Source organism: Snodgrassella sp. W8135, from assembly GCF_016101225.1.
Lineage (GTDB): Bacteria > Pseudomonadota > Gammaproteobacteria > Burkholderiales > Neisseriaceae > Snodgrassella > Snodgrassella alvi.
Map to the genome: position 1 here is coordinate 244,619 of NZ_JACFQX010000002.1, position 25,289 is coordinate 269,907.

A 25,289-nucleotide genomic window follows, 5' to 3' on the forward strand; every position below is an offset into this window, starting at 1 on the left:
CATCATCATTCTCTAAAATTTAAATGTCCAAATAATGCATGAATAAAGCCTATCAAAAGCGTATATAAAAAACAGAAAATACAGAAATACGAAATTAGCGATATAAAATAAATATCAAAGGCGAAACTCAGCAATAGCAAAAATAAACATATACAGTTATTTGACAGATTTGGATGATTTTATTAGTTCAAACTAATGTTTTTTATAATGATTTTTGAGTAAAAATTAGTAATGCTGTGCTGGTGCTGCTGCCTGATTCAGGCAGGAAATAATTGAGCAGATAATGACTTATGACTTGGTTAGTGGTTGCAATATCCGGCCGGCTTATGTTTTTTCATGCAAAAGTTGATGTAACTTATAATATAGCGCAGCGAAGTAAATTATAATCGTTAACGATAAGATAAGTGCAGTATTTGCTGCTAGTGTAATTTAAATGAAAGGGATGTTTATGTCACAATTTTTGCTGGTGCCGACAGGAACTCAGACAAATATAACTGCTGTAGGTTTGGGCGTGGCGCAGGTATTTGTACAAACAGGTCATGTGCCTTTGTACTTTAAACCAATTGCTGAAGATGTGGCTAAGGATAATACATCTGAACTTGTACAGGTTGTATTGAATCAGAAATTACCGGTACCGCAGTCGCTGAGTAATCTGGATGAACGTGTATATCAGGGACAAGCAGATGATGTAGTAGAAGAATTTGTTGCTGCTTTCCACGAGATGGACGAAATTAAACATGATGTTGTTGTTATTGAAGGTGCAATACCTGAAGCAGGCCGTACATATCTGCCGGCACAGAATGTGAAAATTGCGGCTGCACTGAATGCCCGGGTAATTCTGGTCGCAGCAGTGGCCGGTCAGACAGCAGCGGCGGTGGCTGCGCAATTACAACTGACTTTGCATGATTATGCACACGGACATACTGAAATCAGTGGATTTATTTTAACTGCTGATGCACAGAATGTACCATCTGCCGGTTTTGCGGCGGATGTTCAGGCTGAACTGGCTAAACATGGTAAGCAGCTGGAATGTATCGGTCTGGTTACTGTACCGGCAGATGTACAGGTTGCACAGGCACAGGAAGCTGCTAAAGCAGTAGCGGCACAATTAAATGCAGATGTGCTGGGTAGCGAACTGGCGAAACCTGTAGCAACACATCTGGCACCGGCAGCGTTTCGCTATCAGATGATGGCACGTGCCCGTGCGGCGAATAAACGCATTGTTCTGCCTGAAGGCAATGAACCGCGTACCATTGCTGCGGCTGCAATTTGTGAAAATAAAGGTATCGCCCGTTGTGTTCTGCTGGCCAAAAAAGCAGAAGTGGAAGCAGTGGCTCAGGCTAAAGGCATTACTTTGCCTGCATCTCTGGAAATTATTGATCCTGACAGTATCCGTGAACGTTATATTGCTCCGATGGTCGAACTGAGAAAGAGCAAGGGTCTGACTCCGGAACAGGCTGCTGAACAGTTACAGGATACGGTAGTTCTGGGCACAATGATGCTGGCTACCGGTGATGTAGATGGTCTGGTATCCGGTGCTGTACATACAACGGCCAATACTATTCGTCCGGCTTTGCAGCTGATTAAAACTGCGCCGGGGGCCAGTCTGGTATCCAGTGTATTCTTTATGCTGATGCCGGATCAGGTGCTGGTATATGGTGACTGTGCTGTTAATCCGAATCCTACAGCCGAACAGCTGGCTGATATTGCTATTCAGTCTGCCGATTCTGCTAAAGCATTCGGTATTGAACCCAAAGTAGCGATGATTTCATATTCTACTGGCTCGTCCGGCAGTGGTCCTGATGTTGAAACTGTTACCGCAGCAACCAAACTGGCACAGCAAAAACGTCCTGATTTACATATTGACGGTCCTTTACAATATGATGCTGCCAGCGTACCAAGTGTGGGCAAACAGAAAGCACCGGACAGCAAGGTAGCCGGTCAGGCAACTGTATTTGTATTCCCAGATCTGAATACGGGTAACACTACATACAAAGCAGTACAGCGCAGTGCACATGTGCTGAGTGTCGGTCCGATGTTGCAGGGGCTGAATAAACCGGTAAATGATTTGTCACGCGGTGCCCTGATTGAAGATATTGTGTATACCATTGCACTGACGGCAATTCAGGCAGTACAGATGAACTAGGCAAGATATTACAAGCCCGCAGGCATTGTAATTTTGTTATACAGCAGACAGATGATAGTAATATCATTTGTCTGTTTTTAATTTTTGGTAATAACTTTTAATAAATCTATTCTTTTGAGAAATATTATTTCTAATTTTAGTTATAAAAAGGTAGATTGTTGTCTTTTGGTGCTATATATTTACAAACTATTGTCAAAATTGAATTCATAAATTACAGTCTGTTACACAGACGATGATCTGAAAAAAGCCAAGAATACAGAGGCATAATTTAAAAATAGAGGAAATATTACGGTATTAAATACTCGCCTGCAGATATTTGCAGGCGTTTTATTTTTATCTGCTGTTATTTTGAACTGAGAACCATTTCTGTGCACACATGCCGGCTAGGTTGCTGCCCGCTGCTGGTCACTATTTGCAATATTGTTTCAGGTATTGGTTTAGCTGAAAGAATCTACCATTTTAAATAAATATAATATATACAGGTTTGGAATTTTACCAGAATACAGTTTTTATACTGTAATATCGTCATTCAGAATCATTTTATTTTGTATTGCACAGCCACTATTTTCTGTAATATGGATAGCGTGGTAATTTTTCCGGTATGTTTTCAATCTTGTATCTGGTTTGCAAATATATCAATATGATTTTTAATCATAAATTGAGTTTAATGGTCAGTTCGGTTCATGCTGAATTAACTTAGCTTGATGTGCACCTTATGCTGCTGTGTTTCAAATTTATGAGCTGGATTAAAGAAATTGTTTTTTTGCGACATGGGTTCTGACAGGGAAGTGTATTTGCTGTTACATTAGGGACAGCTTACTTTTTTAACGCCAGTTTGATATGCGGTTTATGTGGTTTCTCTTCCGGTAAAGAGGGTTTACCGGCGGCGGCAATCTGTGCGCGCTGTGCTTCTGAAAGCAAGCCAGACCAGTCTCCGTCCAGATACCATTGCTCGCCGAAATCTTCGCAGGGATGCGGGATACGGATGCAACCATTACCACATTGCAAATCATCAGCACGACAATATTTATCACAACCCCAGCAGATTCGTTCGGGATGTTTCGGGTGTAACGGAAAAACCTTGGCCATGATGATGCATACTTGTGACGATTAATATGAAGTTATACCTGCTGAGATAGTTTTATTCAAGGAACGGTTAAATGAAAACCGTGTAATATTTTGTCTGGATGAGGTGCTGATGGTACCGGATGCAGACTGAAATTGAATACAGATTCTAGTCAACAAAAATGGGTGCACGATGAAACAATATGATGTTGCAGTGCTGGGAGGCGGTTTATTGGGACGTCTGACTGCCTGGTTATTGGCAGAGCAGGGTTGTAAAGTAATATTATTTAATGCCGGTAAACGTAATGGTGAAGGCGCTGCTGCTTTTGCAGCGGCAGCTATGCTGGCACCTACAGCTGAGGCAGTAGAAGCAACGCCTCTTGTGGTACAACTGGGTTATACCAGTCTGCCTGTCTGGCGCCAGTGGGTGGATTCGTTTCCTACACCGGTATTTATGCAGCAAAATGGTTCATTGATTGTATGGCATCCGCAGGATCGTGCCTTAGCAAAACAATTTACTAATCACTTGCAGCGTGCCCATCAGGATAACAGCGTCTGGCAGATGTGGGATAAACAGGCAATCAGTGAGCATGAACCACAGCTGGCCGGACGTTTTAAGCAGGGACTGTTTTTACCGACCGAGGGGCAGCTGGATAATCGCCAGACATTACTGGCTCTGGCCGATGTGCTCGAGCAAAAGCAGGTTAGCTGTCACTGGGAGCAGAGCAGTGATTTGGCTGAATGTGCCGGTCTGGCTCACTGGACGCTGGATTGCCGCGGCTATGGCGGCAAAAGTAACTGGAATAGCCATGGTCAGAGCCGTCTGCGCGGGGTACGGGGAGAGGTGCTGCGGGTTTATGCGCCTGATATTGAGCTTAATCGTCCGGTACGGATATTGCATCCGCGCTATCCTATTTATATTGCACCCAAACAGAATAAGTTGTTTGTTATCGGTGCTACACAGATTGAAAGTGAAGATGACAGTAATCTGAGTGTGCGCAGCGGTTTGGAGCTGATGTCTGCTTTGCATACTGTTCATTCGGCATTCGGTGAAGCAAGGATTTTGGAAAGTATGGCTGAACTGCGCCCGACACTTAATCACGAAAGCCCGGAAATACGTTATGATAAGCAAAATCATGTAGTGGCTGTAAATGGTCTGTTCCGGCACGGTTTTATGATTTCGCCGGCAGTAAGTATTGCGACAGTACGGGTATTACAGGCCTTAATGCAGCAGCAATCCATTCCGGATGCGCCGGCACGCTATCATATTGATGTTTTACCGGAAAATGACAATGGAGAAACAGATTAATGGATATTAGTGTTAATGATGATGTAATTGATTTTAATGGTAATACTGTGGCTGATCTATTGGAGCAGCTGATGCCGGAATCACCATTTGCTGTTTCGGTAAATACTTGTTTTATATCTAAAAAACAATATTCTGTTTATCAGTTGCAGCCGCAGGATAAAGTGGATATTGTCAGACCGGTAGTGGGCGGGTAGTACCCGCTGGTAGTTAAGTTTTATTTTGAAAACCCTGTTTGATACAGGGTTTTTGCTTATCTGGCAACAGCCGGTTTATATCTGCCGGGAAGAATAATTTACTTTGTTTATCTGTAAATGAATTGGTGATTTGAGCAGTGAAAATTCGATGAGAGGTATTTGGATTTTCCGGTATACAAAATCAGTATATTGCTGATTAAACAGCCATTCAGATTTTTAAACAGTTATTTATGCTCTGCTGGAGAGATATTCGGAGGGTAAATTTACTTGATTTAGCATTAAATATGTATTTACACTTGCGACCCCAATTTTGGGTTAATTAATAGAAAAAAACAGTAATCATTATTACATTAAGAGGAAATAATTATGTCTAATCTGTTTACTCGCACACAACCATCTAGTCGCAATTACGGTGTAGCCTTTTTTGCCGGTATTATGGGCGGTCTGGTTTCTGCTTTTGTGAAATCAGGTACGGAAGGAATAATGCCGCCACGAACCCCGGATCGTATAGCACCGCCTATTCAGATGATTCAGGATATGGGTATTGATATTCACAGCATGGTTTACACCTATTCAGATCAGGTAGTGAACTGGGGTGGTAGTACCATACATATTCTGTTTTCAATTGTATGGGCTATTATTTACTGTATGGCTGCTGAAATTTTTCCTAAAGTTAAATTATGGCAGGGTCTGGCTTTTGGTATTGGTGTAACTATTCTGTTTCACGGTATTATGCTGCCGGTGCTGAATTTATCTCCGGCACCATGGAATTTGCCGTTTGATGAATTGCTTTCCGAACTTATTGGTACGCTATTGTGGATGTGGACAATTGAAATCTTCCGCCGCGATCTGCGTAATCGCTTGACCGAAAAACCGGATCCGGAGTTTCAGTAAAACTCATCTGATTTATGCATGATGTACCGGCTTATATGCTTAAGACCGGATACGATGCCCGTGTATATCTGTAACAATCGGGAAAATATTATTTAGCCGCTATTCCTGATGATATAGACATGCACGGGCATTATGTTAAGCACTTCAGCCTGCTGGCTTTGATGCTTTGTGATGGATGAAATCATGATGATGGCAGGCTTAATCTTTTTTCAGTGCTTTGATTAGTTCCGAAGTGTCAGCTCTTTCCATGTAATTGACATTGATATAGGAAAAGATAACTTTTTTATTTTGGTCGATAATATAAGTGGCTGGTATGGGCAGCTGATAACTGTCATCGCCATTAAAATCAGGCAGATTTGCACCTAAGTTTTTGTATAAATTTCTGACATTCTCAGGTAAGGTAAATACCAGACCGTACTGTTTGGCTATCTGATTACCCGTATCCGATAGAATAGTCAGATTAATATTGTGTTCCTGTATTAATTTAGCGCTGATATCAGGTTTTTGCGGAGAAATAGCGATAAAATGGACGTCTTGAGTATCGAGAATTAATTTCAGATTTTTGTTAAAGTGTTCTAATTCTTTAACACAAAACGGACACCAGCTGCCCCGGAAAAAACTGAGAATGACTGGTTTTGTCTCCAGTAATTTATAGAGTTCGATTTTTTGATTATTTGGCGCTACCAGAGAAAAATCTGGTGCGGTATCTCCGCTTTTTATGGCATGGCAATCTAAATTCTGCGTAAGCATTTCTGATAATGAATTTCCCATTACATTCAATACTTCTGCAGGTAACTGGGTAAACATATCTTGCTGTATTGATTTTAGTTCTTCAATTATTTTCATTATGACTTTCCTGTTGTGAAACGTTTTGATGAATTTGTTGCAGAATTTTTTTAAATATCGTTAATTCTTCAGCAGATAAATTTTGGGTTATTTTTTCTATCCACTGGCTGTGCTGATGCAGAATTTCTTTAACCAGTTTAGTGCCGGTATCAGTTAATGAGACGAGGGAAATTCTTTTATCCTGACTGGCAGTTCTTTTTGAAATCAGTTTTTCATTAACTAGTGAGCTGATTAGTGTTGTTGTTGATGCTTTGGTTATGCCTAATAATTTAGCAATTTCTTGTAATGACAGCTCAGGATATTCTTTTAACAATACTAAAATAATCAGCCTGCTTTCGGATAAATGAAATTGCTGCAGACGTTTGGCGCATTCAATATCAATAGTGTTTGCAACGGATAATAGAGTAAAGCATGTCTTAATTTTATCCAGATCTGCAATTTTTTCTTTTTCCAGAACGTTACAAAAGGATAAATAACGGTTTTCAAGTTGCATACGGTTATTTCTATAAATTAGTTAGTGACCTTACTATTTATTAATTATAGTATAGACTAGGAAAATTATTGTCAATAATTTCAGAATTGTATTGTTATGGTAAATTGATATGAATGGCTGTGTTTGCTGTTTTCCGGATGTTTGTAGTAATTAAGAATTTATTTATTTTCTGGGATGTTTCTGAAATTTTTTGCTTGATGGCTAGGATAAATTGAATTGTCGTAACCATGCCGGCAGAAAGAGAAGCTGCAAACGTTTTCATTTATTAGGACTGATATTTACCATGACATTTATTACACAGGGTTTTTGTTTCCTATCATGATAAAAGCTATGTGTGCGGTGCTTTGATATTTGAAATCAAAATGTTAATTATGATAATTAGATGTATATGCGCCGGGTAATAATAACAAATGTCGTTTTAGGTGAAAATAAGTGAAAAGTTATTGTTTTTGTTATAAAGTATAAATACTTTGTGCAGTTTGCCTTTATCGCTTGTAGTTGGAAGATTTTTATTTTTTATGTTAACGGGGGAAGTGAATATGGCTTTACAACTTTATGATGAAGAGTTTAATAGTCGTTTGTTGTTAGGCACTGCTGCTTATCCCACTCTTGAAATACTGCGTACGGCAGTAAGGAAAGCGCAGCCGGCCATGATTACGGTTGCTTTACGCCGTCAGAGCGCAACTTCGGCAGAGCATGGGCAGGGTATATGGGGATTGTTGCAGGAGCTGGCTGTACCAATTCTTCCTAATACCGCCGGTTGTCTGAGTGTAGAAGAGGCGGTAACAACTGCGCAGATGGCTCGCGAGGTATTTGAAACAGACTGGATCAAGCTTGAACTGATTGGTGATGATGATACCTTGCAGCCGGATGTATTTCAGCTGGTACGTGCAGCCGAAATCCTGATTAAAGAGGGTTTCAAGGTACTGCCATATTGTACTGAAGATTTGATTGCCTGCCGTCGCTTGCTGGATGCCGGTTGTCAGGCACTGATGCCATGGGCTGCACCGATTGGTACCGGTCTGGGACCGGTACATGAATATGCTTTGCATGTCCTGCGTGAACGCTTACCGGATATTCCTCTGCTTGTCGATGCAGGGCTAGGCTTACCTTCGCATGCGGCAAAAGTAATGGAGTGGGGTTTTGATGGGGTATTGCTGAATACCGCGGTTTCACGTAGTGGCTTGCCGGTGATGATGGCAGAAGCGTTTGCACTGGCTATTAATGCAGGAAGAATGGCTTATGAAGCGGATCCGGTAGTACCGCGGGACAATGCACAAGCCTCTACACCCCAGGTCGGACAGCCTTTCTGGCACTATGCTTAACTATGTTTTCATTTGTCACTGAATACTGATTTTGTGTGAAATGGCTTAGCGGTTATTGCTTAACGGCTTCCCGATAAGGAAAGTTATCCCCCAATAACATATTGAATTGAAGAGCAGCAAACTGATTAAGATTAGTATTCAATAAAAGACCTAAAGCGTATATAAGCTTTAGGTCTTTTATTGATTATTCTGTCCTGTTTAATTGATGCATATAGTAATTAATCAGGACAGATTTTTGGATACTAATGATTCGGATGGTCTGTATCGGTATAGGTAATGCGTTTTTTCAGTTGCTGACGATACAAAGGCAGGAACATGGTCAGCAGAATAAACCACACTGGTGTGGCGATCAGACCGGTAAGCGTATCTTTATCCTGACTGAACAGGTACAGAACAAAAACGAAAAATATCAGGCAGGCATAACACATGGGTATACCCAGAGGCATTTTGTAAACTGAGCGCGCATGCGCTTCAGGATAAAGCCGGCGATAGCGCAGATAGGCAATCAGAATGACTGCCCATACAAAAATAAAGCAAATACTGGATACGGTGGTGACAATCGTGAATACTTTCATTACGTCGCCCTCCGCATAAAGCAGACCAACACCAATCAGCAGCAGAGCACAAGAATATAACAGACCGTTTTGCGGTACCCCGCTGGCGGACAGCCGTGCAAAAGCTTTCGGGCCAACGCCGTTTTTCGACAGACCGTACAGCATACGACCGGTAGAATACATACCGCTGTTGGCGGAAGACAGTGCAGAGGTGAGTACAACAAAATTAATAATAGTGGCCGCAGCACTGATGCCAATCAGGGTAAACATATTGACGAACGGACTACGGTCGGGGGCGACCATATTCCACGGGGTAACCGTCATAATAATGGTTAGTGCCAGTACGTAGAAAATAATGACACGTACCGGTATTTTATTAATGGCAGCCGGCAGGGTGGTATTTGGATCATCTGTTTCGGCTGAAGCAGTACCGACCAGCTCAATGCCGACAAAAGCAAAGATAGCAATCTGAAACGCGGCAAAAAAACCTGACCAGCCATGAGGCATCCAACCGCCATAAGACCATAAGTTGCTGATTTTGGCCTGAATGCCGCTGGGGCTGATAAAGCCGGTTAGTAATAAATAGCCGCCACAGCCGATAAGCGCGAGAATCGCCAGAATTTTAATCAGGGCAAACCAGAATTCCAGTTCGCCGAAGAGTTTGACCGATAACAGATTCAGCGCCAGCAGGATGGCAATGCAGATAATGCCGGGCAGCCATAATGGCACTTCCGGCCACCAGAACTGAGTATAGCCGGTAATCGCTACGATATCTGCCATACCAATCACTACCCAGCAAAACCAGTATGACCAGCCTACATAATAACCTACAGTCGGATTCAGAATATCGGTAGTGAAATCGACAAAAGATTTGTAATGCAGATTGTGCAGCAGTAATTCACCCATGGCACGCATCACAAAAAACAGAAATGCGCCGATGATTATATAGGTAAACAACACAGATGGTCCGGCCAGACTGATCGTACGGCCTGAACCCATAAACAGACCGGTGCCGATTGCGCCACCAATAGCAATCAATTGTAAATGTCGGTTTTTCAGTGTGCGTTTTAACTCAGGTGGTCGGCTCATGGTGTATCCTTTACAGACTGGAAAACAAAACAAAAATAGAAAACATGGTTTTATTTTTAGAAGTGTATACGTTGATATAAAGTTAATTATGATAAATATATATGCTGCTAACCACAGACTGATTCATCACTATACTTATATACATTTATTGATATAAGCATTTTTACCGGTATATACCGGTTCGAATTTGTAATACTTTATCACAGTTTATTGTTGTTGCCGGCAATATCTGAATATAGTTGTTGAGAATGAGAGGCTGTTGTATTAAGGTGGTGGTGTTACCGGTTTTAGACCGGTATAAAAAGACATAATAACAGATAAATAAGGAAGGAGAGCTTGTCCATGCGCGCAATCCAGACCGGATTAGTGGTGGGCTATGGTTTTATTGTGATGTTTATCAGCACAGCCATAAAAGGGGTTTATCAGGTTTATTTTACCAGTCTGGTAGATCATTATGCTGTGAGTATTGAAACAATGGCTCTGGTTGGTGGTTTTTTTGGCCTTGCGCAAGGTATTTACTCAGCATTAGTCGGTAAGCTGTGTGACCGTTGTGGTGCTGGTCATGTTCTGTTATCGGGAATGCTGGCTGCTGCCTGTGCCTTTTTACTATTTTCCTCTAGTAACAGTTTCATGACTTTTGTACTGGGGTTTCTGCTGCTGGCTGCATATGCGGTTGCTGCACTGACTTTTGTACCGGTCAGTATTCTGATTGACAGATATGTAATACCTGAGCGGCGCCAGTTTGCGTATGTGCTGGCCACTAACGGCATCGCTGCCGGTCTGATGATACTGTCTCCTCTGTGGATTTATCTGGACGGGTTTATTTCATGGCCGATGCTTTGTGCTATTCTGGCCGGTGTATTTGCCTGTCTGGCTATTGTTCCGGCATTGCTGAACTGGATGGAAGGTATCCGGGTGCCAGAAAAAGTAGCAGTGCAGTCAGCAAATATATCATCTAAGCCTAAGCCGGTCAGCCCGAATATTACCGCACCTTTACCCCGTTACTGGTATCTGGACCGTCGGTTTGTGCTGTCTGCCTTAGCTTTTTCCGGCTGCGGTACGTCAATGATTTTTATTGATGTACATTATGTTCCGACAATACAGGAAATATTAAGCCAGAATGAAACCGCCAATCTGTTTACCGGTACTTCACTGAGTTTGCTGGGGCTGGCGGAAGCCGTGGGCAGTGTACTGATTGGTTATCTGGTGGCTAAAAAAGTATCTCTGCCTTTATTGCTGTGTCTGCTGTATATCGTGCGCTGTATAACGCTCATGGCACTGGCTCTGTGGTCGGAACCAATGATGGTACCGCTATTCGGGATTTTTTTCGGAATAACTTATATGGGAACCGTCATTATTATATCCCGTCTGGCCGGTTCTATTTTCGGTTATCGGTATAAAGGCTTTATTTTTGGTGCATTTTTTCTGATTCATCAGATTAGCGGTTTATTAACCGCCTGGCTTGGTGGTTTGCTGCGGGTATATTGCGGTAGTTATTTTCCGGTTATCTGTTTTGTTGCTATATGGATGGCATTATCAGCAGCTGCCTCTTTATTGTTATCTAGGCTGAAAAAAAATGGTAGTTCTGATAACGGTGGTCGTTATCAGGTTAAATATGAATAATAATTGCCAATTCTGCTATTAATAGCCGGCAGGAATTGAGAACGGCGAACATGGCCGTATTTAAAGATAATTATGTTGCCGGACAGGGCATGATGAGGTTGATTGTATTGATGGCAGTCGTACAATAACCAAAACAGATTTGAATAAAGAGTGTTAATGATGAGTGAAGAAAAAGTGGTTCATTATCTTAAAGATTATCAGGCACCGGATTTTGCGGTGGCAGATATTAATCTGACTTTTACTCTGGACGAAGCTTATACCACAGTAATCAATCGTATGACTGTTGTACCAAAGCAGACGCAAAAACCTTGTGTGCTTGATGGCAGTGCGGAACTATTGCAGATTGTTTTAGATGGTAAATCCTTATATCCGCATGAGTATGCTGTGGCAGATGAAAAGCTGATTATTCATACGGTACCGGAAAGACAGTTTGTACTGGAAATCACGACCAGACTGTATCCGGCACAAAATAAAACGCTGATGGGTTTATATGAATCCGGTGATAATCTGTATACCCAGAATGAGCCGGAGGGCTTCCGTAAAATTACTTATTACTTTGACCGTCCGGATGTCATGAGCCAGTTTACCACCACCATTATTGGTGACAAAGAACAGTATCCGGTTATGCTGTCTAACGGTAATCTGATTGATAGTGGTGAGCTGGATAATGGTCGTCACTGGGTATGCTGGCGTGACCCGTTTGCCAAGCCAAGCTATCTGTTTGCTCTGGTAGCAGGCAAGCTGGCGGTGCTCGAAGGCAGTTTTACTACCTGTAGCGGTAAAGAAGTGGCGCTGAAATTTTATACCCGTCCGGAAGACCGTGCTAAGGCAGGTTTTGCTCTGGAGTCGCTGAAGCATGCCATGCAGTGGGATGAAGAGCGCTTTAATCTGGAATATGATTTAAATATTTTTATGGTGGTGGCTGTTGGTGATTTTAATATGGGCGCCATGGAAAATAAGGGCCTGAATATTTTCAACACCAAATATGTGCTTGCCAGCAGTGATACAGCTACAGATGCTGATTTTGAGGCGATAGAGGGTGTGATCGGGCATGAGTATTTCCACAACTGGACAGGTAACCGGGTCACTTGCCGGGACTGGTTTCAGTTGTCGCTGAAAGAGGGGCTGACCGTTTTTCGTGATCAGGAATTTTCAGCCGACCGGGCCAGCAGAGCTGTTCGCCGTATTCATAATGTCAGAGTATTGCGCAGTATGCAGTTTGCGGAAGATGCCGGTCCGATGGCACATCCGGTACGACCGGCTTCATACGAGGAAATGAATAATTTCTATACGTTGACTGTGTATGAAAAAGGTGCCGAAGTGGTACGTATGTACCATACTCTTCTCGGTGAAGCCGGTTTTCAGAAAGGAATGCAGCTTTATTTCCAGCGGCATGACGGACAGGCTGTTACCTGTGACGATTTTCGTGCGGCTATGGCTGATGCCAATGGTGTTAATCTGGAACAGTTTGCGTTGTGGTACAGTCAGGCCGGTACACCGCAGGTTAAAGCACGTGGTGAATATGATGCGGAAAAACGTACATTTAGTCTGCATTTGCAGCAATCTATTCCGCCCACACCGGATATGAATGAAAAACAGCCAATGGTGATTCCGGTAAAAGCCGGTTTAATCGGTAAAGATGGCTCACTAGTTTCGTTCCGGCTGGATAACAGTGAATCTGTGGTTGAGGAAGCGGTACTGGTATTTAATCAGGCTGAGCAGACTTTTGTCTTTAATGATGTAACACAAGAAGTCATACCGTCATTATTGCGCGGATTCAGTGCTCCGGTGAGACTGGAGTATCCCTATAGTGATGCTGATTTAATGCTGTTACTGGCGCATGATAGTGATTCTTTTGCCCGCTGGGAAGCAGCACAAACTCTGTACCGGCGTGCCATTACGGTAAATCTGGCTGCGCTTGAAGCTGGTCAGCCTGTACCACATCATGCTGCGCTGGCTCAGGCCATTACGGCGGCACTGAATGCTGATATTGATCCGGCGTATAAGGCAGTATTGTTGCAGGTGCCGGCTGAAGCAGAATTGTGGGAAGATGCTCAGAGTATTAATCCCGAGCTGTATGTTCGTGCACGTCAGGCACTGTTGCAGGATCTGGCTTGCAGTATGGAGGATACACTGACACACTGGCGTCAGTGGGCTGATGAGCAGGAGCAGAACAGTAAACATGCTGCCCCGCAGGAATACCATCCTGATCTGGCCGGTATTCGCAGCCTGCGCAATACTTTACTGCAATGGGGCGTACAGGCCAGAGCAGAATTATTGCAAAGCATTGCTGCCGAGTATCCGCAGCGTGCTACCAATATGACGCATGAATTCGGAATGCTTCTGGCCATTAATCATTTGGCTGATACAAAGCGTAATGAGTTATTAGACCAGTTTGCTCAGCACCATGCTCATGATGATTTGGTCATGGATAAGTATTTTACTCTGATAGGCAGCAGCCAGCGGACGGATACCCTGCAACAGGTGCAGGCAGCATTACAGAACCACGCTTTCAGCTTAGAAAATCCGAATAAGGTACGTTCTTTACTGGGTAGCTTTAGCCGGAATATTCAGCACTTTCATGCAGTCGATGGCAGTGGTTACCGTTTTATTGCTGAGCATATATTGCACATTGACGGATTTAATCCGCAGGTGGCTTCTCGTCTGGTACAGGCATTTAATCTGTACGGCCGGCTGGAACCGCAACGCAAAGCCTTGATGGCCGAGCAGTTACAGCGGATTCAAAAACATGACGGGTTGTCCAAAGACAGCCGTGAAATTGTAGATAAAATTTTTGGCTAAAAATTTAATTTTATTATTTCAAAAAAGTTATCTGGTATTGTCGATTTTTTAGCAATACCAGATAATTTATTTCAAAATGAAAAAACAATTTTTACTTAATGGTGTTCAGTAATATTTGAATTTAATTTTTCATTTCGTAATTCCGGTGGTAATGGGTCATGATCCAGATTTTTCAGAAATTGCAGTAATGATCCGCCTGACAGTACTTCAATATTTGTGCTGTTTTGAGAACTGAAAAATTCGGGGAGATGTGTTAATTGTGTGCTTGAAATTCCCATCCATTCTGCCAGACCCTGTAATAATTCCAGTCCACTTCGCTGAGCACTGTTTCGTAGCTGAGTGGTTTGATCACTGTTTATTATAACTAAAGGAACATGATAGTTTTCATAATATGAAGCACCGTGTCTGAGTGTAATATCTGCATCGTTACTTTTACTGTGTGATAATCCATGATCACTAAAATATAAAATAGTGAATGGTTGCTTGGTTTTTTCTAAAGCAAGATAAATCTGTTGCAGTAATTTATCAGTTTCTTTAATAGTATCTATATAGCAATTCAGTGTATGATTGTTTATATAATGAGCAGGTTCATTTCTGAGTCGGGCACAGATATCCGGATGTGAACCCATTAAATGTAAAACAAATAGTGTATTATTGTTTTTGCTTTGCTGTTGTAAAAGAAATTTCTCAAAAGGTTGAATTAATTCATCATCATAAGTGTTTTTGCCAAAATCATACATTGCTCTTTTTAAAAAAAAGGTTTTTTGTGCTTGTGTTGCTATTGATGAAACCAATGTGTCATAACGACCTATTGCGCCTTGATTCGATAGCCATATCGTATCCATATTGGCTTTTTGAGCAAGGGTCAGTATGTTATCCCGGATACTGGCTTCTTTATAATTATTTTTGTTTAACGCCAGACTATGAGATAAAGAGATTTGCGTATTGGGTCCGGCAGAATACAGATTTTCCATTATATAATTTGCATTTTTATCAAGGAAGGGAGTATTATTAAATTTCATTCCGTATAAATGCAGATAATCTGCACGAACACTTTCACCTATTACTAGAACATAATATTTGTAATTTTGTTTTATATTATTTATTTTCCAGTTATCAGGCTGATTTAGATTTTCATGCAATTTATTTAATTCATTTAAATAATAATTAATATTGATACCCGTATCTACTAAAAACTCTAATGGCTGGGCATGTAAGGGAAATCCGGTATATTCTTCATCCTTATAATATTCTTTCTTTGTTAAACTTACTGTAATAAAAAGAACAATTATTATTGGAATAACTGAATAACGGGCAGGCAGTTTTGGTAAAATGGGGCGGCAATTTAGTTTGATTGAGATTAACGGTACAGTCGCCAGAAACAGAGAATTCAGATAAGTTGTCCAATGAATAGTGGTTATATATTCAAGAGTTTCTTTTTCATTTGTACTGAACAATGAGGCAATTATACCAAAGTTGGGTGTTCCATAATTGACGGCTGTCGGATGATATAGAAAAATAATAACTGAAGTCAGAATGGTGTAAATTTTCCAGATTTTTGGGAAAAACAGTTGCAGAAATAAAAAGACACAGCAACTGGTAATAATACTGACTGATGTTATTGGATAAGACAATGCAATTAAAATGATTGTACTGAGTATCAATTGAGATGAGATACTAATGAGTATTTTATAAATCAATAATTTCATTATATTTTAAGGTGATGTTTAAAGTTATTAAGATTAAATATAAAGTATTCTTATTAAGAAACAGTATTTAGCTAGAATTATGTAAATTATACTATAGAAAATCTTAACAAAATAATAACAGCAGAATGCTTTCAGTATTTTGTTGTTATTTGAATATGCAGACTATATGGTAATATAAATCAATAGTTTAAATATAGATTTATATTTATTGCTCAAGCAGCAGTCTGCCCAGATAGTCATTTTCTTTGGCCATTCCCGGTAAAACAAAGAAAAATCCGCCGCCGAATGGTTTGATATAACGTTCCATCGGTTCGCCATTCAGGCGATTCTGGGTATCAATAAAACCTTTTTTCAGGTCGTTCTGATAGGCAACAAAAATCAGACCCATATCAAGTTGCCCGTTAGGTAATACACCCAGCGAGTAACTGAAACTGCGCCGGCGCAGTTTGGCTACGTGCCGTTCAGGAATACGTGGTTCTGCACGGCGCATGTGTGAATCAAACAGAATGCGGTCTCCATGAGGGTCACTGTTCATTTTCGGGTCATCCATTTCATGCTGCATACCAATGGGTGCTCCGCTGGTTTTGTAACGGCCAAAATCATTTTCCTGATCTTCGAGCGGGGTTCTGTCCCAGAATTCGAGATTGAAGCGAATCAGACGGATTGCCTGATAACTGCCGCCCAGACACCATGCCGGTTCCTGGTTGTTCTTAGTTACCCATACCAGTTCATCCATCAGTTTGCTATCGTTAATGGAGCCATTACCGGTACCGTCTTTAAAACCAAACAGATTAATAGCGGTAGTGTGATTGTCGATATCTCTGGCCGGTAGAAATCCGTCCATTTTCCATACCGGCACCATATACTGATTACAATGACTAATCAGATCGCGCAGGGCATAAATGACACTTTCGCGGCTGTTGGCGCAGAACTGGATTGATAAATCTCCGCCGCACCATGCTTTTTCCAGCCGGTCGTTGGGAAAGCGGGGCATAGGAATCAGTTTTTTGGGTTTGAGCTGAGACAGACCAAAACGCTGGTCAAACAGGCTGGCACCCACGGCCAGGGTAATTGTCAGTGAGTCGGGAGACAGATTTTGACCCAGCAGCCCGGATTCTGCCGGAGGAAGCTGGTCATTTTTACCTGCTGTGAGTGTTTGTGGTCTGGTGAGATAGGCAATACGTTGTGAAATCCGCTGGAATAACTGTTGCAGCTCTTTTTTGTTTTTTACAGTAACGTTGAAGACAACAAAGATAGCTTCTTTGGTGTCGGGGGTAATTACGCCAGCCTGATGGCTACCCCAGTAATCAACGGCCTGATTGTAATCATGAGTACAGTTGCCGGCTGCATTGGCTGCTTTGACGGCGCTAAGACTGGCGATACCCAGCCCTCCGGCCAGCAGCATTTTCATGCTATTGCGTCGCGTAGTGCTGGCCGGATTGTCTTCAGGCGAGGCAGCTGAGACAGGCTGATGTCTGAAGGTATTTTTAGACATAACTTAAACCTTAATGAGGATATTTATAATAAACACGAATACTTAGTTGCGCCCTAAGCTGGGCCAGCCGTGCTGTCTGCGTACTTAGTAAGGAATACAGGATATCGTGATCTGTCTGACTGAGCCGGCTAAAACTTTGGAATTGGTTCTGGGGCAGTTGATAATGCTGCAGAATGGCAAAAATCTGCTGGTAACCATGATTCAGTGCTTTACGCTGCTCTGCCGGAATAAAGCTCTGCAGATGCTGCATGATTTGTGCTGAACCGGTTACATTGGCATGGATATCGGCCAGATCACTGTGGCTATACTGATTTTCTTTGCCGGCAAGTTTGGTTTGCAGAATCATTTCCAGAAAGTCGGATGCTGACTGAACTATTTTGGCAATATCCAGATCATCGGCAGCTACACGTTTTTGTAAATCAATAATTTCATATTGCAGATTGCTGTTTTCTGCCTGTGCTTGCTGTAGGTCTTTGAGTTTAAATAAATCATATTCTAAACGGTGAAAACCGCTGAAATTCGGATCATCGGTACCTTGCAGATAATAATCAGCGCGCGAATTAATATTCTGGTCGGCATTACCAAACAGTTTAACGATAACCCGTACTTGTTCGTAACTCTGATGGGCACGGATATAATTTTGTTGCGCCTGTTGCAGCTGTCCGTTTTTGCAGGCATTCTCAATCGCATTAAGATATTGCTGAGTGGTTTTTAGTTGCAGTACAACTTCCTGCTGATAATTACGAATTGCTGACTGGTATTTTTCCGGAGTGGGAATATCCCCTTTTGCGACTACAGCATTAGAATCATTGATAATTGGTGCCCGTAAACCATGTGCTGCAGCAATGACAGGTACCAGTAAAGAGCAAATAATAAATAGTGCACGAAACTTATTCTGTGTCATTTAAACTTTTCCTTAAGAAGAGCTTTATGGCGATTAATAGCAGGAAACTAACAAATGAAATGATGCTAAACCATACAGGCGACGAATTATAGGCAGAAATTAAGTCAGGAAAGCTGTCGGACAGAAAGCTATTGTCAATAAAATGTGAGATTTTCACTGCCGGCCACATCATAATATCAGGAAGGGGTTCATTGTGTGTCGACAGATATACACCTGCTTTGACATATGAGGGGAAAATCAGAACTAACATTATAATACTGGTTATGATAAGGTATTTTTTCAACTGCATGCGGCGGCTAATTACAACAAATGGATAAAATGTCAGGGCAGATACTGCAATGCCGGAAATTACGGTAAGGCATAAATTAGTATAATCAGGATTATTCAGCTGTCTGATCTGACCGGACAACCATAAGATAACTTCATTGCCTGCACAGGCAATGGTAAGTGCTGCTATGAACATGGCTGCTGTCCATGAACGTGCCATCTGCTGAGCTTTTATCTGTTCCTGTGCTGATCCCATGCTCAGGATATAGTCAAACATCAAAAACACTACTAAAAATGTCAGTAAAGTAATCAATAGCAATATGCTCATCATAAGCATTTTTTGATTTTTATCGGGAATATATCTGAACACACCACCGATAATTGCTGCCAGGAACAGTACACCAAGTATCAAGCCGCTAAACAGATGGCGCATTCCGCTTTTGCTGTCCGGATTATGCTTAATCCATGAGTAAATAATGCCGACAACAATCAGTGTTACAAAGCATTCACGCCAGACAATAAAAAAGGTTTGTTCCATTCTATATCTCGTTTTATTTTAAAATTAATTGATTAAAGACCTGTTCCGATTGAAATTTATACAGGGTTTTTCAGTGCAATGGTAGCAACTGATGAAGCATTGCACCGATTACTTTTTATTGTGACAGAAGGGGGACAAACGTGATATATCTTTTGTTCGTATTCACCATATTGCAGCAAGTAATAGATATGGTTGGTAAGGGTGTTAAGTGCTGGGGCATGATTTTCAGCCTGAGCTAGTTATCAGTAATGCTAGAGAAGGATAAGGCTGTATAAAAACACTCAAATCATGATTGAATGGTGCCGGTAAATCATATGCTGAAGAAATAACCGGCACATGCCCAAAGTAAGTAAATCAGATATGTAGCAGGTTTTGCCTTATTTGGATTTTTTCCTTAAAAACAATATAGCCATTAATAACCAGAATACACCAAAAGTAATGACGCTAATCCACATTGGCTGGGAGCGGTAGGCAAACAGTGAGGAAGCAAAACTGCCAATCAGACCGCTATCGTCAATAAAATGTGATGTATCCCATGCCGGGCTAATGAGGAAATCAGGAATTGATACATCATGCTCCAGCAGCATATTGGTACCGTCTTCAACAGCTCTCAGCAATAATGAAATGGCCAGAAATAACAGGACAATACCGGTTATGGTAAAAAACTTTTTCCATTGGATGAAGCGGCTGGTTAGAATAAAAGCATAAAATGTCAGGGCAGATACTGCTATGCCGATAAGTACGGCGAGACAGAAATCGGAGTAATTTTGACTGTTCAGCTGCATAATCTGGCCGGACAGAAATACGACAATTTCACTGCCTTCACGGGCAATGGCAATGGCTATAATAAACAGAGCTCCCCACCATGAATTGCGGGCTACCTGTTGTGCCATTTCCTGTTCCAGGGATGATTTCATATTTCGGGCGTGTTTGTTCATCCAGTACACCATCTGCACAATCAGTATGCAGGCAACAGCAGACATGCCCATCATAAACATGGTTTGATGATCATCGGTAAGCGCTTTGAATACGCCGTTGATGATTAATGCCAGTATGACAGAAATCAGTACGCCAAGCCCGACACCGCCAAACAAATAACGCATACCATGGCTATTGTCAGGATTACGTTTAATCCATGCATAAATAATGCCGACAACCAGTAATGCTTCGAAACATTCACGCCAGACGACAAAAATTGTTTGTCCCATTGTATTTCCTGCTTTTATTTTACTATTAACTGCCCTTTGGGCTTATTCAGATGAAAGTCATCGAAAAAGATATAGGTACCGGGTTTTTTCGGGGCAATGACGACCACTGATGAGGCGCCCGGGGCGAGTACTTTTTCTTTGACCAGCTGGGTACTTTCAAACTCGACGGGACCTTTGCCAATATTGGTAACCTTAATGCGAATAATTTTGTTGGCCGGTGCATTGAGGGTCAGGGGAATCAGATCACCATCTTTCATTTTCAGTTCAAGGGTGACTTTATCGTCAGCAATGGCTGAAAATGAAAACATAAGACTGCATAAACCCAATAAGATAAGAAGAAATTTTTTCATAACAGATATTCTTACAGTGAAAGGTGTTGTGGCAGTAATAATGTAATAAGGGATTATTCAGCCAGTTGAAGCTAGAATAATCCCTGATCACAGCCAGCTAAATGCGATTAATAGCTGCCTTTGCGGCCTACACCGGCATAATCAAAATCCCAGCTGACTTCAAATGGTTTGAACCATGGAGCTACGCCGGTTTCTTTGTCAATATGGCGAGCCATCTGGTTGGCTGTTGGTGGGGAGATACGGTAGGTAACACGATATTTGCCCAGACCATTCAGTTTAATGTTGTCACCATAGTGGGGGCCGTCATTGGCAACCATAGACATGAATTTACCTGAATGTTCGAATTTGCCTTTAGTCAGTTTGGTAATGGAGTATTCAATATTCAGATTAGGAATCCAGTCTCCTTCGGCAAAGCCGTTAGGATTACCTTCTGTTGCATGAATATCGGCTTCCATGTGCACGTCGGATTTACTGGCCGGCAAATGCATATTACTGTGATCCATACCATCAGTGTCCATGGTAATAGGCGGAAGATATACACCGGAAATTTCCATTCCGTTTTTAATAATAGGTTTGCCCATGGGGTATTCCTGAGCAAAGGCTGCCATTGATACAAGAGCGGCACTGGCGATAGCAATTTTTTGTAACAGCATTTTTTAATTTCCCTATTTTATTCATATTGAATCAGATATGACTGCATATCAATTGATAAGGATTATCAATATACTCCTTTTACCAATGTTAGAAAATAATTAAATTATGTTTTTTACTGGTGTTTAATGTTATTTATTGTGGTGCAAATAACAGTAATTTTTTGAGGTTGTCCGTAAAAGTGTCTTATAAATAACAAATCTAAATTGACAATTGAATATATCCTTTATTAATAAATATATAGATTAAAAAAGCTGAAAACGCCGGCTGGAAATGGTTTCAGCCGTTATCAATCTTAATCTGGTCGTTACCAACCGGAAAACTGATGGAAGAATTTCTAAATTATTTGCTGTTGTGGTGTAGGCAAACTATTGATATATAAGTTAAGTAATGTTAAATTAAGCTTGTGGTTGTGATAGCGCTGGTTATGGAAATGATCAGCCGGAACAGATTCCGGATAGTACTTTAATTGGTATGGGTTAGTTTGAAGTAGAAAACTGTTCGGGCTGGTTTGGTGGTATGAATAAACAGTTATCGAAAATAGTTGCCTATGGTGAAATTACTATAAGCAGAAAATGATTAGGTTCTGTGTACTGCCTGCCATATTTGTTGTGCTATGGGTTCTATCCCTTGCCAGAGCAGGGGTTCCCAGTTATGCTGTTTGCAGAATGAAAATACCAGGGTTTCGGCACTGATGATGCTGTTACAGGGTTTGAAAACCAGCAACCCGCTATCCTGCCAGTCTGAGTCGGCTTTGATGATATAGGGTGACAGGATATAGGCTGTATATTCGGTAATTTCCTCTGGTTCGTTATGCCATTGGCTGCCGAGTGATGTAGTTTGTTGTATATAATAAAGTGCAAAGGGGTATTGCAGTTGTAGATTGTCGTGCAATGCTGTGGATAGCGCATTCTTGTCAGGCGCAAGAAGTTTCATTGTTTATTCTCCCTTTGTATTTTATGCTAAATGAGTAATTGTATGAAGTATGTAGTATATCTGTGTATCAGGACGACACCTGATTGTCAGTAGTTTTTGGACAAACAGGTTAGATTGTGGTTTCTGAAAGGGGAGATTTGCTTTGTAGATGTTCATATCATTGCCCTTCTCTTTAATCATGAGACCGCAAGTGTGCTGTTAAACACAGATGGCGGCAGACAAATGGCAGGGTTGACAGACCGACAAAGAGTATACCGGTAGGCGTAAAGCCTCCCTGCCACTGTCCACCATGAAAAAAAGCGGTGGCAATGGGTTTTTACAGACCAACGCTACTTTTTTGTAAGTAGCAAAAAGTCTGCCTCTTTGTTCAGCCTGTCAAAGCTGGTTACGCTATTGAACGTAACGTCTTTATCTTGCCGCTAAAGCAGGGAACTGTCAATTATTGACTCATATATATGTATGAGTTATCTGATATGCATTTTCATTCCGGGTAAAAATGGTTTGTTTATCCGGATTATTAAGTCTGTTTTATGACTGAAAAGCCAGTTTTTATTTTTTTGGCATGTATTGCCGGCTATTATATATTTTGCATATTTTTATGATAAATGCGAGATTAAGCAGACGATTATGTAATTACTTATTGTTTACAGGACAGAATATCTTGAGCTGTAGCCATATTCGCTGAACAGGCTGTGATGACTATTGAATAATATAAATGGGTAATATACAGGAACCGGCTGCATATTCTTCGATTTAGTGTATTTGCAATATTTTTTGTTTAATGGTTAACAGTTTTATTTTTAAAGTGTTGTTTTATTGGTATTAGAAGCGAATTGATATAACTAAAAAAACTGGTATTTCATCATTCAGTCTTTAGTATCAGGATAATGTAATTTCTCAGTGCTTTAATTTGTTATTTTCAGCAAAAAAATCGGGCATACCAGTGTATGCCCGATTTTGAAGCTATTTATCTGATGATTACCACTTATAGCCTATACCTGCATTAAAGCCGGTTTCACGTCCGGTAGTGGAGACACCTGCACCCCATGAGAACTTACCGGTATTGTTTGTGGCTTTGTAGTTAATACCAACTGCAGCATAACCATGATATGAACCCATGCCTACACCTACTGTCTGTTCACCGGCATTTAACTGCGGCAGATAAGCACCAGACAGTGCCATGGCCAGAGCAGTACCGGAATAGGCACGCCGTTCTACACGATGTACGCGGTCGTTAACATCATTGACGTAGCGGTTGATATTTTCCATGCGGGCATTAACACCTTTCAGCTGTGCCACATTGACTGCATCAGTGTCAGCAGTACCTGCAGCGACACCTGTAATCTGACGGTAAACACCATTGGCGGCGTCACCCACAGACACAGCGGCCTGAGTGCTGGTGGTTGCCTGAATGACTCTTGCCTGTTGTGCCGTAGCACTAACCGGAATGTAGCCATTAATACCTGCTGCCGTATTGGCCACAGAGTTGGCACCCAGCGCAATTCCGCCATTCTGAGTAACGCTGGCATGATTACCAATAGCAACGCCGTTTTCTGCACTGGCTGCTGCTTGTGAACCAATAGCTACAGCAGCCTTACCACTGGCAGCTGCTGCACCGCCTACAGCAATAGCATCACTTCCGCTTGCTGAAGCCACAGCCTGAGTGGAATTAACTTTTGCATATTTGCTGCCGCCGTTATACAGATTGTTAATGGCATCGCCTACATTATTGGCTGTTACCGCAGTACCATCAGCATTGCTGGTTGTATAGCTTGGTGCAGTGAAACCACCTGTGCCGGCTCTGGTGAGCGGGTTGTAGCTGGCATTACCGCCCAGGCTGGCTGCTACTGCAGACAGGGCATCAGCTGTTGAAGCAGACAGTTTCTGGGTATCCGAAATAGCCTGATTGGCTTTTTCAGTTGCTTCATTGATCGCAGAAGCATTACCGCCGCCACCGTTTTGTGCCAGCTTGCTATCCACTGAGCTGGAAAGACTTTGTAAATCCTGTTTCCATTCATTTTTCATTTGCCACAGCTGACTGCCATTCACTGCCTCTGTTGAATTCTGGCCTGTATCACCAGAAGCAACATTGGTAATTTTCTGGGCAGTGCCGGAGCCATGGCTGGCATCGTAAGCTGAACCGTTCCATTGCAGGGCATTAAGCTGTAATGAGCTCAATGTTGTGGATATTCCTGCCGGTATGGTGCCGGAAGCAAGGTGAAGTTGATCCTGCAGGCTGGACAGACTGGTTGAGGTGGAAGTGGACAGCGAATAGAGCTGACGACCATTTACTGCCTGATTAGACGTTGCGTCTACTCGTCCGTCTGCAACTCCACTAATGGTTCTTTCGTTGCTTGCTTCACGAGTCAGCTGATTTGAGAAGGCTGTTGTACCATCGTCAAAATGCACTGAGTTCTTCTGCAATTCGTCAATCAAACGTTTTGAGGTCTTAATATCATCCTGAGCAGTTTTAATATCATCCTGAGCAGCTTTGATATCTTTGTTCATCGTTTCTATCGTTGTCCTGCTCTCAGTAACTACCTGATCAACTGAGCTTGATACACTGCTAATGATGGAAGACGAAATACTGTATAACTGTCCGGCATTGACTGCATCAGTAGAACCGTCTGCCAGCTGACCGGCAGCCACGTTGGTAATCTTCTGGGCAGCGCCGGAACCATGACTGGCATCATAAGCATTACCATTCCATTGCAGTGCGTCGCGTTGCAGATTACTGATGTTATTCACCGCAGAACTCAGACTACTAGACAAAGTAGAGATATTACTGTTGGTAGTAGAAAGTCCGGTATTGTTACCGGCAGTCACAGTGGAGAGACTGCTGCTCAGTGAGGTGGACAGATTATACAGCTGGTCACCGTTAACAGCATCGG

At 41.9% G+C, this 25,289-nt stretch carries 20 protein-coding genes; 7 read left to right on the top strand and 13 right to left on the bottom strand.

Features of this window, described 5'->3' with window-relative positions:
- The first annotated feature begins 448 nt into the window (after nucleotides 1-448).
- Nucleotides 449-2,146: a phosphate acetyltransferase gene (pta, locus tag H3T75_RS07245; RefSeq protein WP_100126122.1), complete on the top strand. Its 1,698-nt coding sequence runs from the start codon at nucleotides 449-451 to the stop codon at nucleotides 2,144-2,146.
- 816 nt (nucleotides 2,147-2,962) lie between these two features.
- Here pta and H3T75_RS07250 read toward each other — a convergent pair.
- A complete protein-coding gene (locus H3T75_RS07250) occupies nucleotides 2,963-3,235 on the bottom strand; it encodes a DUF3079 domain-containing protein (RefSeq protein ID WP_025331601.1) in 273 nt (90 codons plus the stop codon).
- Nucleotides 3,236-3,404: 169 nt separating this feature from the next.
- Between H3T75_RS07250 and H3T75_RS07255 the strand changes: the two genes are divergently transcribed.
- The 3 genes from H3T75_RS07255 (at nucleotide 3,405) to H3T75_RS07265 (ending at nucleotide 5,608) form a co-directional block, all read left to right on the top strand.
- Entirely contained in the window at nucleotides 3,405-4,520 is a 1,116-nt protein-coding gene (locus H3T75_RS07255) for an FAD-dependent oxidoreductase (RefSeq protein WP_096765850.1), read from the top strand.
- Nucleotides 4,520-4,714, top strand: a complete 195-nt coding sequence (gene thiS / locus H3T75_RS07260; protein ID WP_025331599.1) for a sulfur carrier protein ThiS — start codon at nucleotides 4,520-4,522, stop codon at nucleotides 4,712-4,714. The genes H3T75_RS07255 and thiS overlap by 1 nt, the downstream gene beginning before the upstream one ends.
- 366 nt (nucleotides 4,715-5,080) lie before the next feature.
- Nucleotides 5,081-5,608, top strand: a complete 528-nt coding sequence (locus tag H3T75_RS07265; protein WP_180296368.1) for a DUF1440 domain-containing protein — start codon at nucleotides 5,081-5,083, stop codon at nucleotides 5,606-5,608.
- Nucleotides 5,609-5,806: 198 nt separating this feature from the next.
- Here the strand turns inward: H3T75_RS07265 and H3T75_RS07270 are convergent, their stop codons facing one another.
- Entirely contained in the window at nucleotides 5,807-6,454 is a 648-nt protein-coding gene (locus H3T75_RS07270; protein WP_198211382.1) for a peroxiredoxin-like family protein, read from the bottom strand.
- A complete protein-coding gene (locus H3T75_RS07275) occupies nucleotides 6,441-6,947 on the bottom strand; it encodes a MarR family winged helix-turn-helix transcriptional regulator (RefSeq protein ID WP_025331596.1) in 507 nt (168 codons plus the stop codon). Before H3T75_RS07275 ends, H3T75_RS07270 begins: the two co-directional genes overlap by 14 nt.
- Nucleotides 6,948-7,486: 539 nt before the next feature.
- On the opposite strand from H3T75_RS07275, the gene H3T75_RS07280 reads away from it, so the two are divergent.
- Nucleotides 7,487-8,272: a thiazole synthase gene (locus H3T75_RS07280; protein WP_084551394.1), complete on the top strand. Its 786-nt coding sequence runs from the start codon at nucleotides 7,487-7,489 to the stop codon at nucleotides 8,270-8,272.
- 242 nt (nucleotides 8,273-8,514) lie between these two features.
- On the opposite strand, the gene H3T75_RS07285 is transcribed toward H3T75_RS07280, so the two are convergent.
- Nucleotides 8,515-9,915 carry an amino acid permease gene (locus H3T75_RS07285; protein ID WP_198211383.1) on the bottom strand — a complete coding sequence of 467 codons (1,401 nt, stop codon included), beginning with the start codon at nucleotides 9,913-9,915 and terminating at the stop codon, nucleotides 8,515-8,517.
- Nucleotides 9,916-10,257: 342 nt separating this feature from the next.
- Here H3T75_RS07285 and H3T75_RS07290 point away from each other — a divergent pair, with 342 nt between their 5' ends.
- Together H3T75_RS07290 and pepN are read left to right on the top strand one after the other, a co-directional pair.
- Nucleotides 10,258-11,538 (top strand): MFS transporter, encoded by a 1,281-nt coding sequence (locus tag H3T75_RS07290; protein WP_198211384.1) that lies wholly within the window; start codon nucleotides 10,258-10,260, stop codon nucleotides 11,536-11,538.
- A gap of 159 nt (nucleotides 11,539-11,697) precedes the next feature.
- A complete protein-coding gene (gene pepN / locus H3T75_RS07295; protein ID WP_198211404.1) occupies nucleotides 11,698-14,340 on the top strand; it encodes an aminopeptidase N in 2,643 nt (880 codons plus the stop codon).
- Nucleotides 14,341-14,435: 95 nt separating this feature from the next.
- On the opposite strand, the gene H3T75_RS10970 is transcribed toward pepN, so the two are convergent.
- The 9 genes from H3T75_RS10970 to H3T75_RS07340 form a co-directional block, all read right to left on the bottom strand.
- The gene (locus H3T75_RS10970) at nucleotides 14,436-16,049 is read right to left on the bottom strand and encodes a phosphoethanolamine transferase (RefSeq protein WP_198216775.1); all 1,614 of its coding nucleotides are present in this window, start codon (nucleotides 16,047-16,049) and stop codon (nucleotides 14,436-14,438) included.
- A 205-nt stretch (nucleotides 16,050-16,254) separates the two neighbouring features.
- Nucleotides 16,255-17,544 carry an iron uptake transporter deferrochelatase/peroxidase subunit gene (gene efeB, locus H3T75_RS07305; protein WP_198211386.1) on the bottom strand — a complete coding sequence of 430 codons (1,290 nt, stop codon included), beginning with the start codon at nucleotides 17,542-17,544 and terminating at the stop codon, nucleotides 16,255-16,257.
- Nucleotides 17,545-17,554: 10 nt separating this feature from the next.
- On the bottom strand, nucleotides 17,555-18,448 hold the full coding sequence (locus H3T75_RS07310) for an EfeM/EfeO family lipoprotein (RefSeq protein WP_198211387.1): 894 nt from the start codon (nucleotides 18,446-18,448) through the stop codon (nucleotides 17,555-17,557).
- Nucleotides 18,435-19,253, bottom strand: a complete 819-nt coding sequence (locus H3T75_RS07315) for an FTR1 family protein (protein WP_198211388.1) — start codon at nucleotides 19,251-19,253, stop codon at nucleotides 18,435-18,437. Before H3T75_RS07315 ends, H3T75_RS07310 begins: the two co-directional genes overlap by 14 nt.
- Nucleotides 19,254-19,630: 377 nt before the next feature.
- On the bottom strand, nucleotides 19,631-20,461 hold the full coding sequence (locus tag H3T75_RS07320) for an FTR1 family protein (RefSeq protein ID WP_100126132.1): 831 nt from the start codon (nucleotides 20,459-20,461) through the stop codon (nucleotides 19,631-19,633).
- 14 nt (nucleotides 20,462-20,475) lie between these two features.
- Entirely contained in the window at nucleotides 20,476-20,811 is a 336-nt protein-coding gene (locus tag H3T75_RS07325) for a cupredoxin domain-containing protein (protein ID WP_025331587.1), read from the bottom strand.
- A gap of 107 nt (nucleotides 20,812-20,918) precedes the next feature.
- On the bottom strand, nucleotides 20,919-21,464 hold the full coding sequence (locus tag H3T75_RS07330; RefSeq protein WP_025331586.1) for an iron transporter: 546 nt from the start codon (nucleotides 21,462-21,464) through the stop codon (nucleotides 20,919-20,921).
- A 577-nt stretch (nucleotides 21,465-22,041) separates the two neighbouring features.
- On the bottom strand, nucleotides 22,042-22,398 hold the full coding sequence (locus H3T75_RS07335) for a hypothetical protein (RefSeq protein ID WP_025331585.1): 357 nt from the start codon (nucleotides 22,396-22,398) through the stop codon (nucleotides 22,042-22,044).
- Nucleotides 22,399-23,376: 978 nt separating this feature from the next.
- Nucleotides 23,377-25,289: YadA family autotransporter adhesin (locus H3T75_RS07340; RefSeq protein ID WP_198211389.1), on the bottom strand; the 1,913-nt coding region annotated here is incomplete at its 5' end.

Bases quoted from the DNA above. Each gene is read 5' to 3' on its own strand.
- pta (WP_100126122.1), top strand. From the start codon at position 449: ATGTCACAATTTTTGCTGGTGCCGACAGGAACTCAGACAAATATAACT.
- H3T75_RS07250 (WP_025331601.1), bottom strand. From the start codon at position 3,235: ATGGCCAAGGTTTTTCCGTTACACCCGAAACATCCCGAACGAATCTGC.
- H3T75_RS07255 (WP_096765850.1), top strand. From the start codon at position 3,405: ATGAAACAATATGATGTTGCAGTGCTGGGAGGCGGTTTATTGGGACGT.
- thiS (WP_025331599.1), top strand. From the start codon at position 4,520: ATGGATATTAGTGTTAATGATGATGTAATTGATTTTAATGGTAATACT.
- H3T75_RS07265 (WP_180296368.1), top strand. From the start codon at position 5,081: ATGTCTAATCTGTTTACTCGCACACAACCATCTAGTCGCAATTACGGT.
- H3T75_RS07270 (WP_198211382.1), bottom strand. From the start codon at position 6,454: ATGAAAATAATTGAAGAACTAAAATCAATACAGCAAGATATGTTTACC.
- H3T75_RS07275 (WP_025331596.1), bottom strand. From the start codon at position 6,947: ATGCAACTTGAAAACCGTTATTTATCCTTTTGTAACGTTCTGGAAAAA.
- H3T75_RS07280 (WP_084551394.1), top strand. From the start codon at position 7,487: ATGGCTTTACAACTTTATGATGAAGAGTTTAATAGTCGTTTGTTGTTA.
- H3T75_RS07285 (WP_198211383.1), bottom strand. From the start codon at position 9,915: ATGAGCCGACCACCTGAGTTAAAACGCACACTGAAAAACCGACATTTA.
- H3T75_RS07290 (WP_198211384.1), top strand. From the start codon at position 10,258: ATGCGCGCAATCCAGACCGGATTAGTGGTGGGCTATGGTTTTATTGTG.
- pepN (WP_198211404.1), top strand. From the start codon at position 11,698: ATGAGTGAAGAAAAAGTGGTTCATTATCTTAAAGATTATCAGGCACCG.
- H3T75_RS10970 (WP_198216775.1), bottom strand. From the start codon at position 16,049: ATGAAATTATTGATTTATAAAATACTCATTAGTATCTCATCTCAATTG.
- efeB (WP_198211386.1), bottom strand. From the start codon at position 17,544: ATGTCTAAAAATACCTTCAGACATCAGCCTGTCTCAGCTGCCTCGCCT.
- H3T75_RS07310 (WP_198211387.1), bottom strand. From the start codon at position 18,448: ATGACACAGAATAAGTTTCGTGCACTATTTATTATTTGCTCTTTACTG.
- H3T75_RS07315 (WP_198211388.1), bottom strand. From the start codon at position 19,253: ATGGAACAAACCTTTTTTATTGTCTGGCGTGAATGCTTTGTAACACTG.
- H3T75_RS07320 (WP_100126132.1), bottom strand. From the start codon at position 20,461: ATGGGACAAACAATTTTTGTCGTCTGGCGTGAATGTTTCGAAGCATTA.
- H3T75_RS07325 (WP_025331587.1), bottom strand. From the start codon at position 20,811: ATGAAAAAATTTCTTCTTATCTTATTGGGTTTATGCAGTCTTATGTTT.
- H3T75_RS07330 (WP_025331586.1), bottom strand. From the start codon at position 21,464: ATGCTGTTACAAAAAATTGCTATCGCCAGTGCCGCTCTTGTATCAATG.
- H3T75_RS07335 (WP_025331585.1), bottom strand. From the start codon at position 22,398: ATGAAACTTCTTGCGCCTGACAAGAATGCGCTATCCACAGCATTGCAC.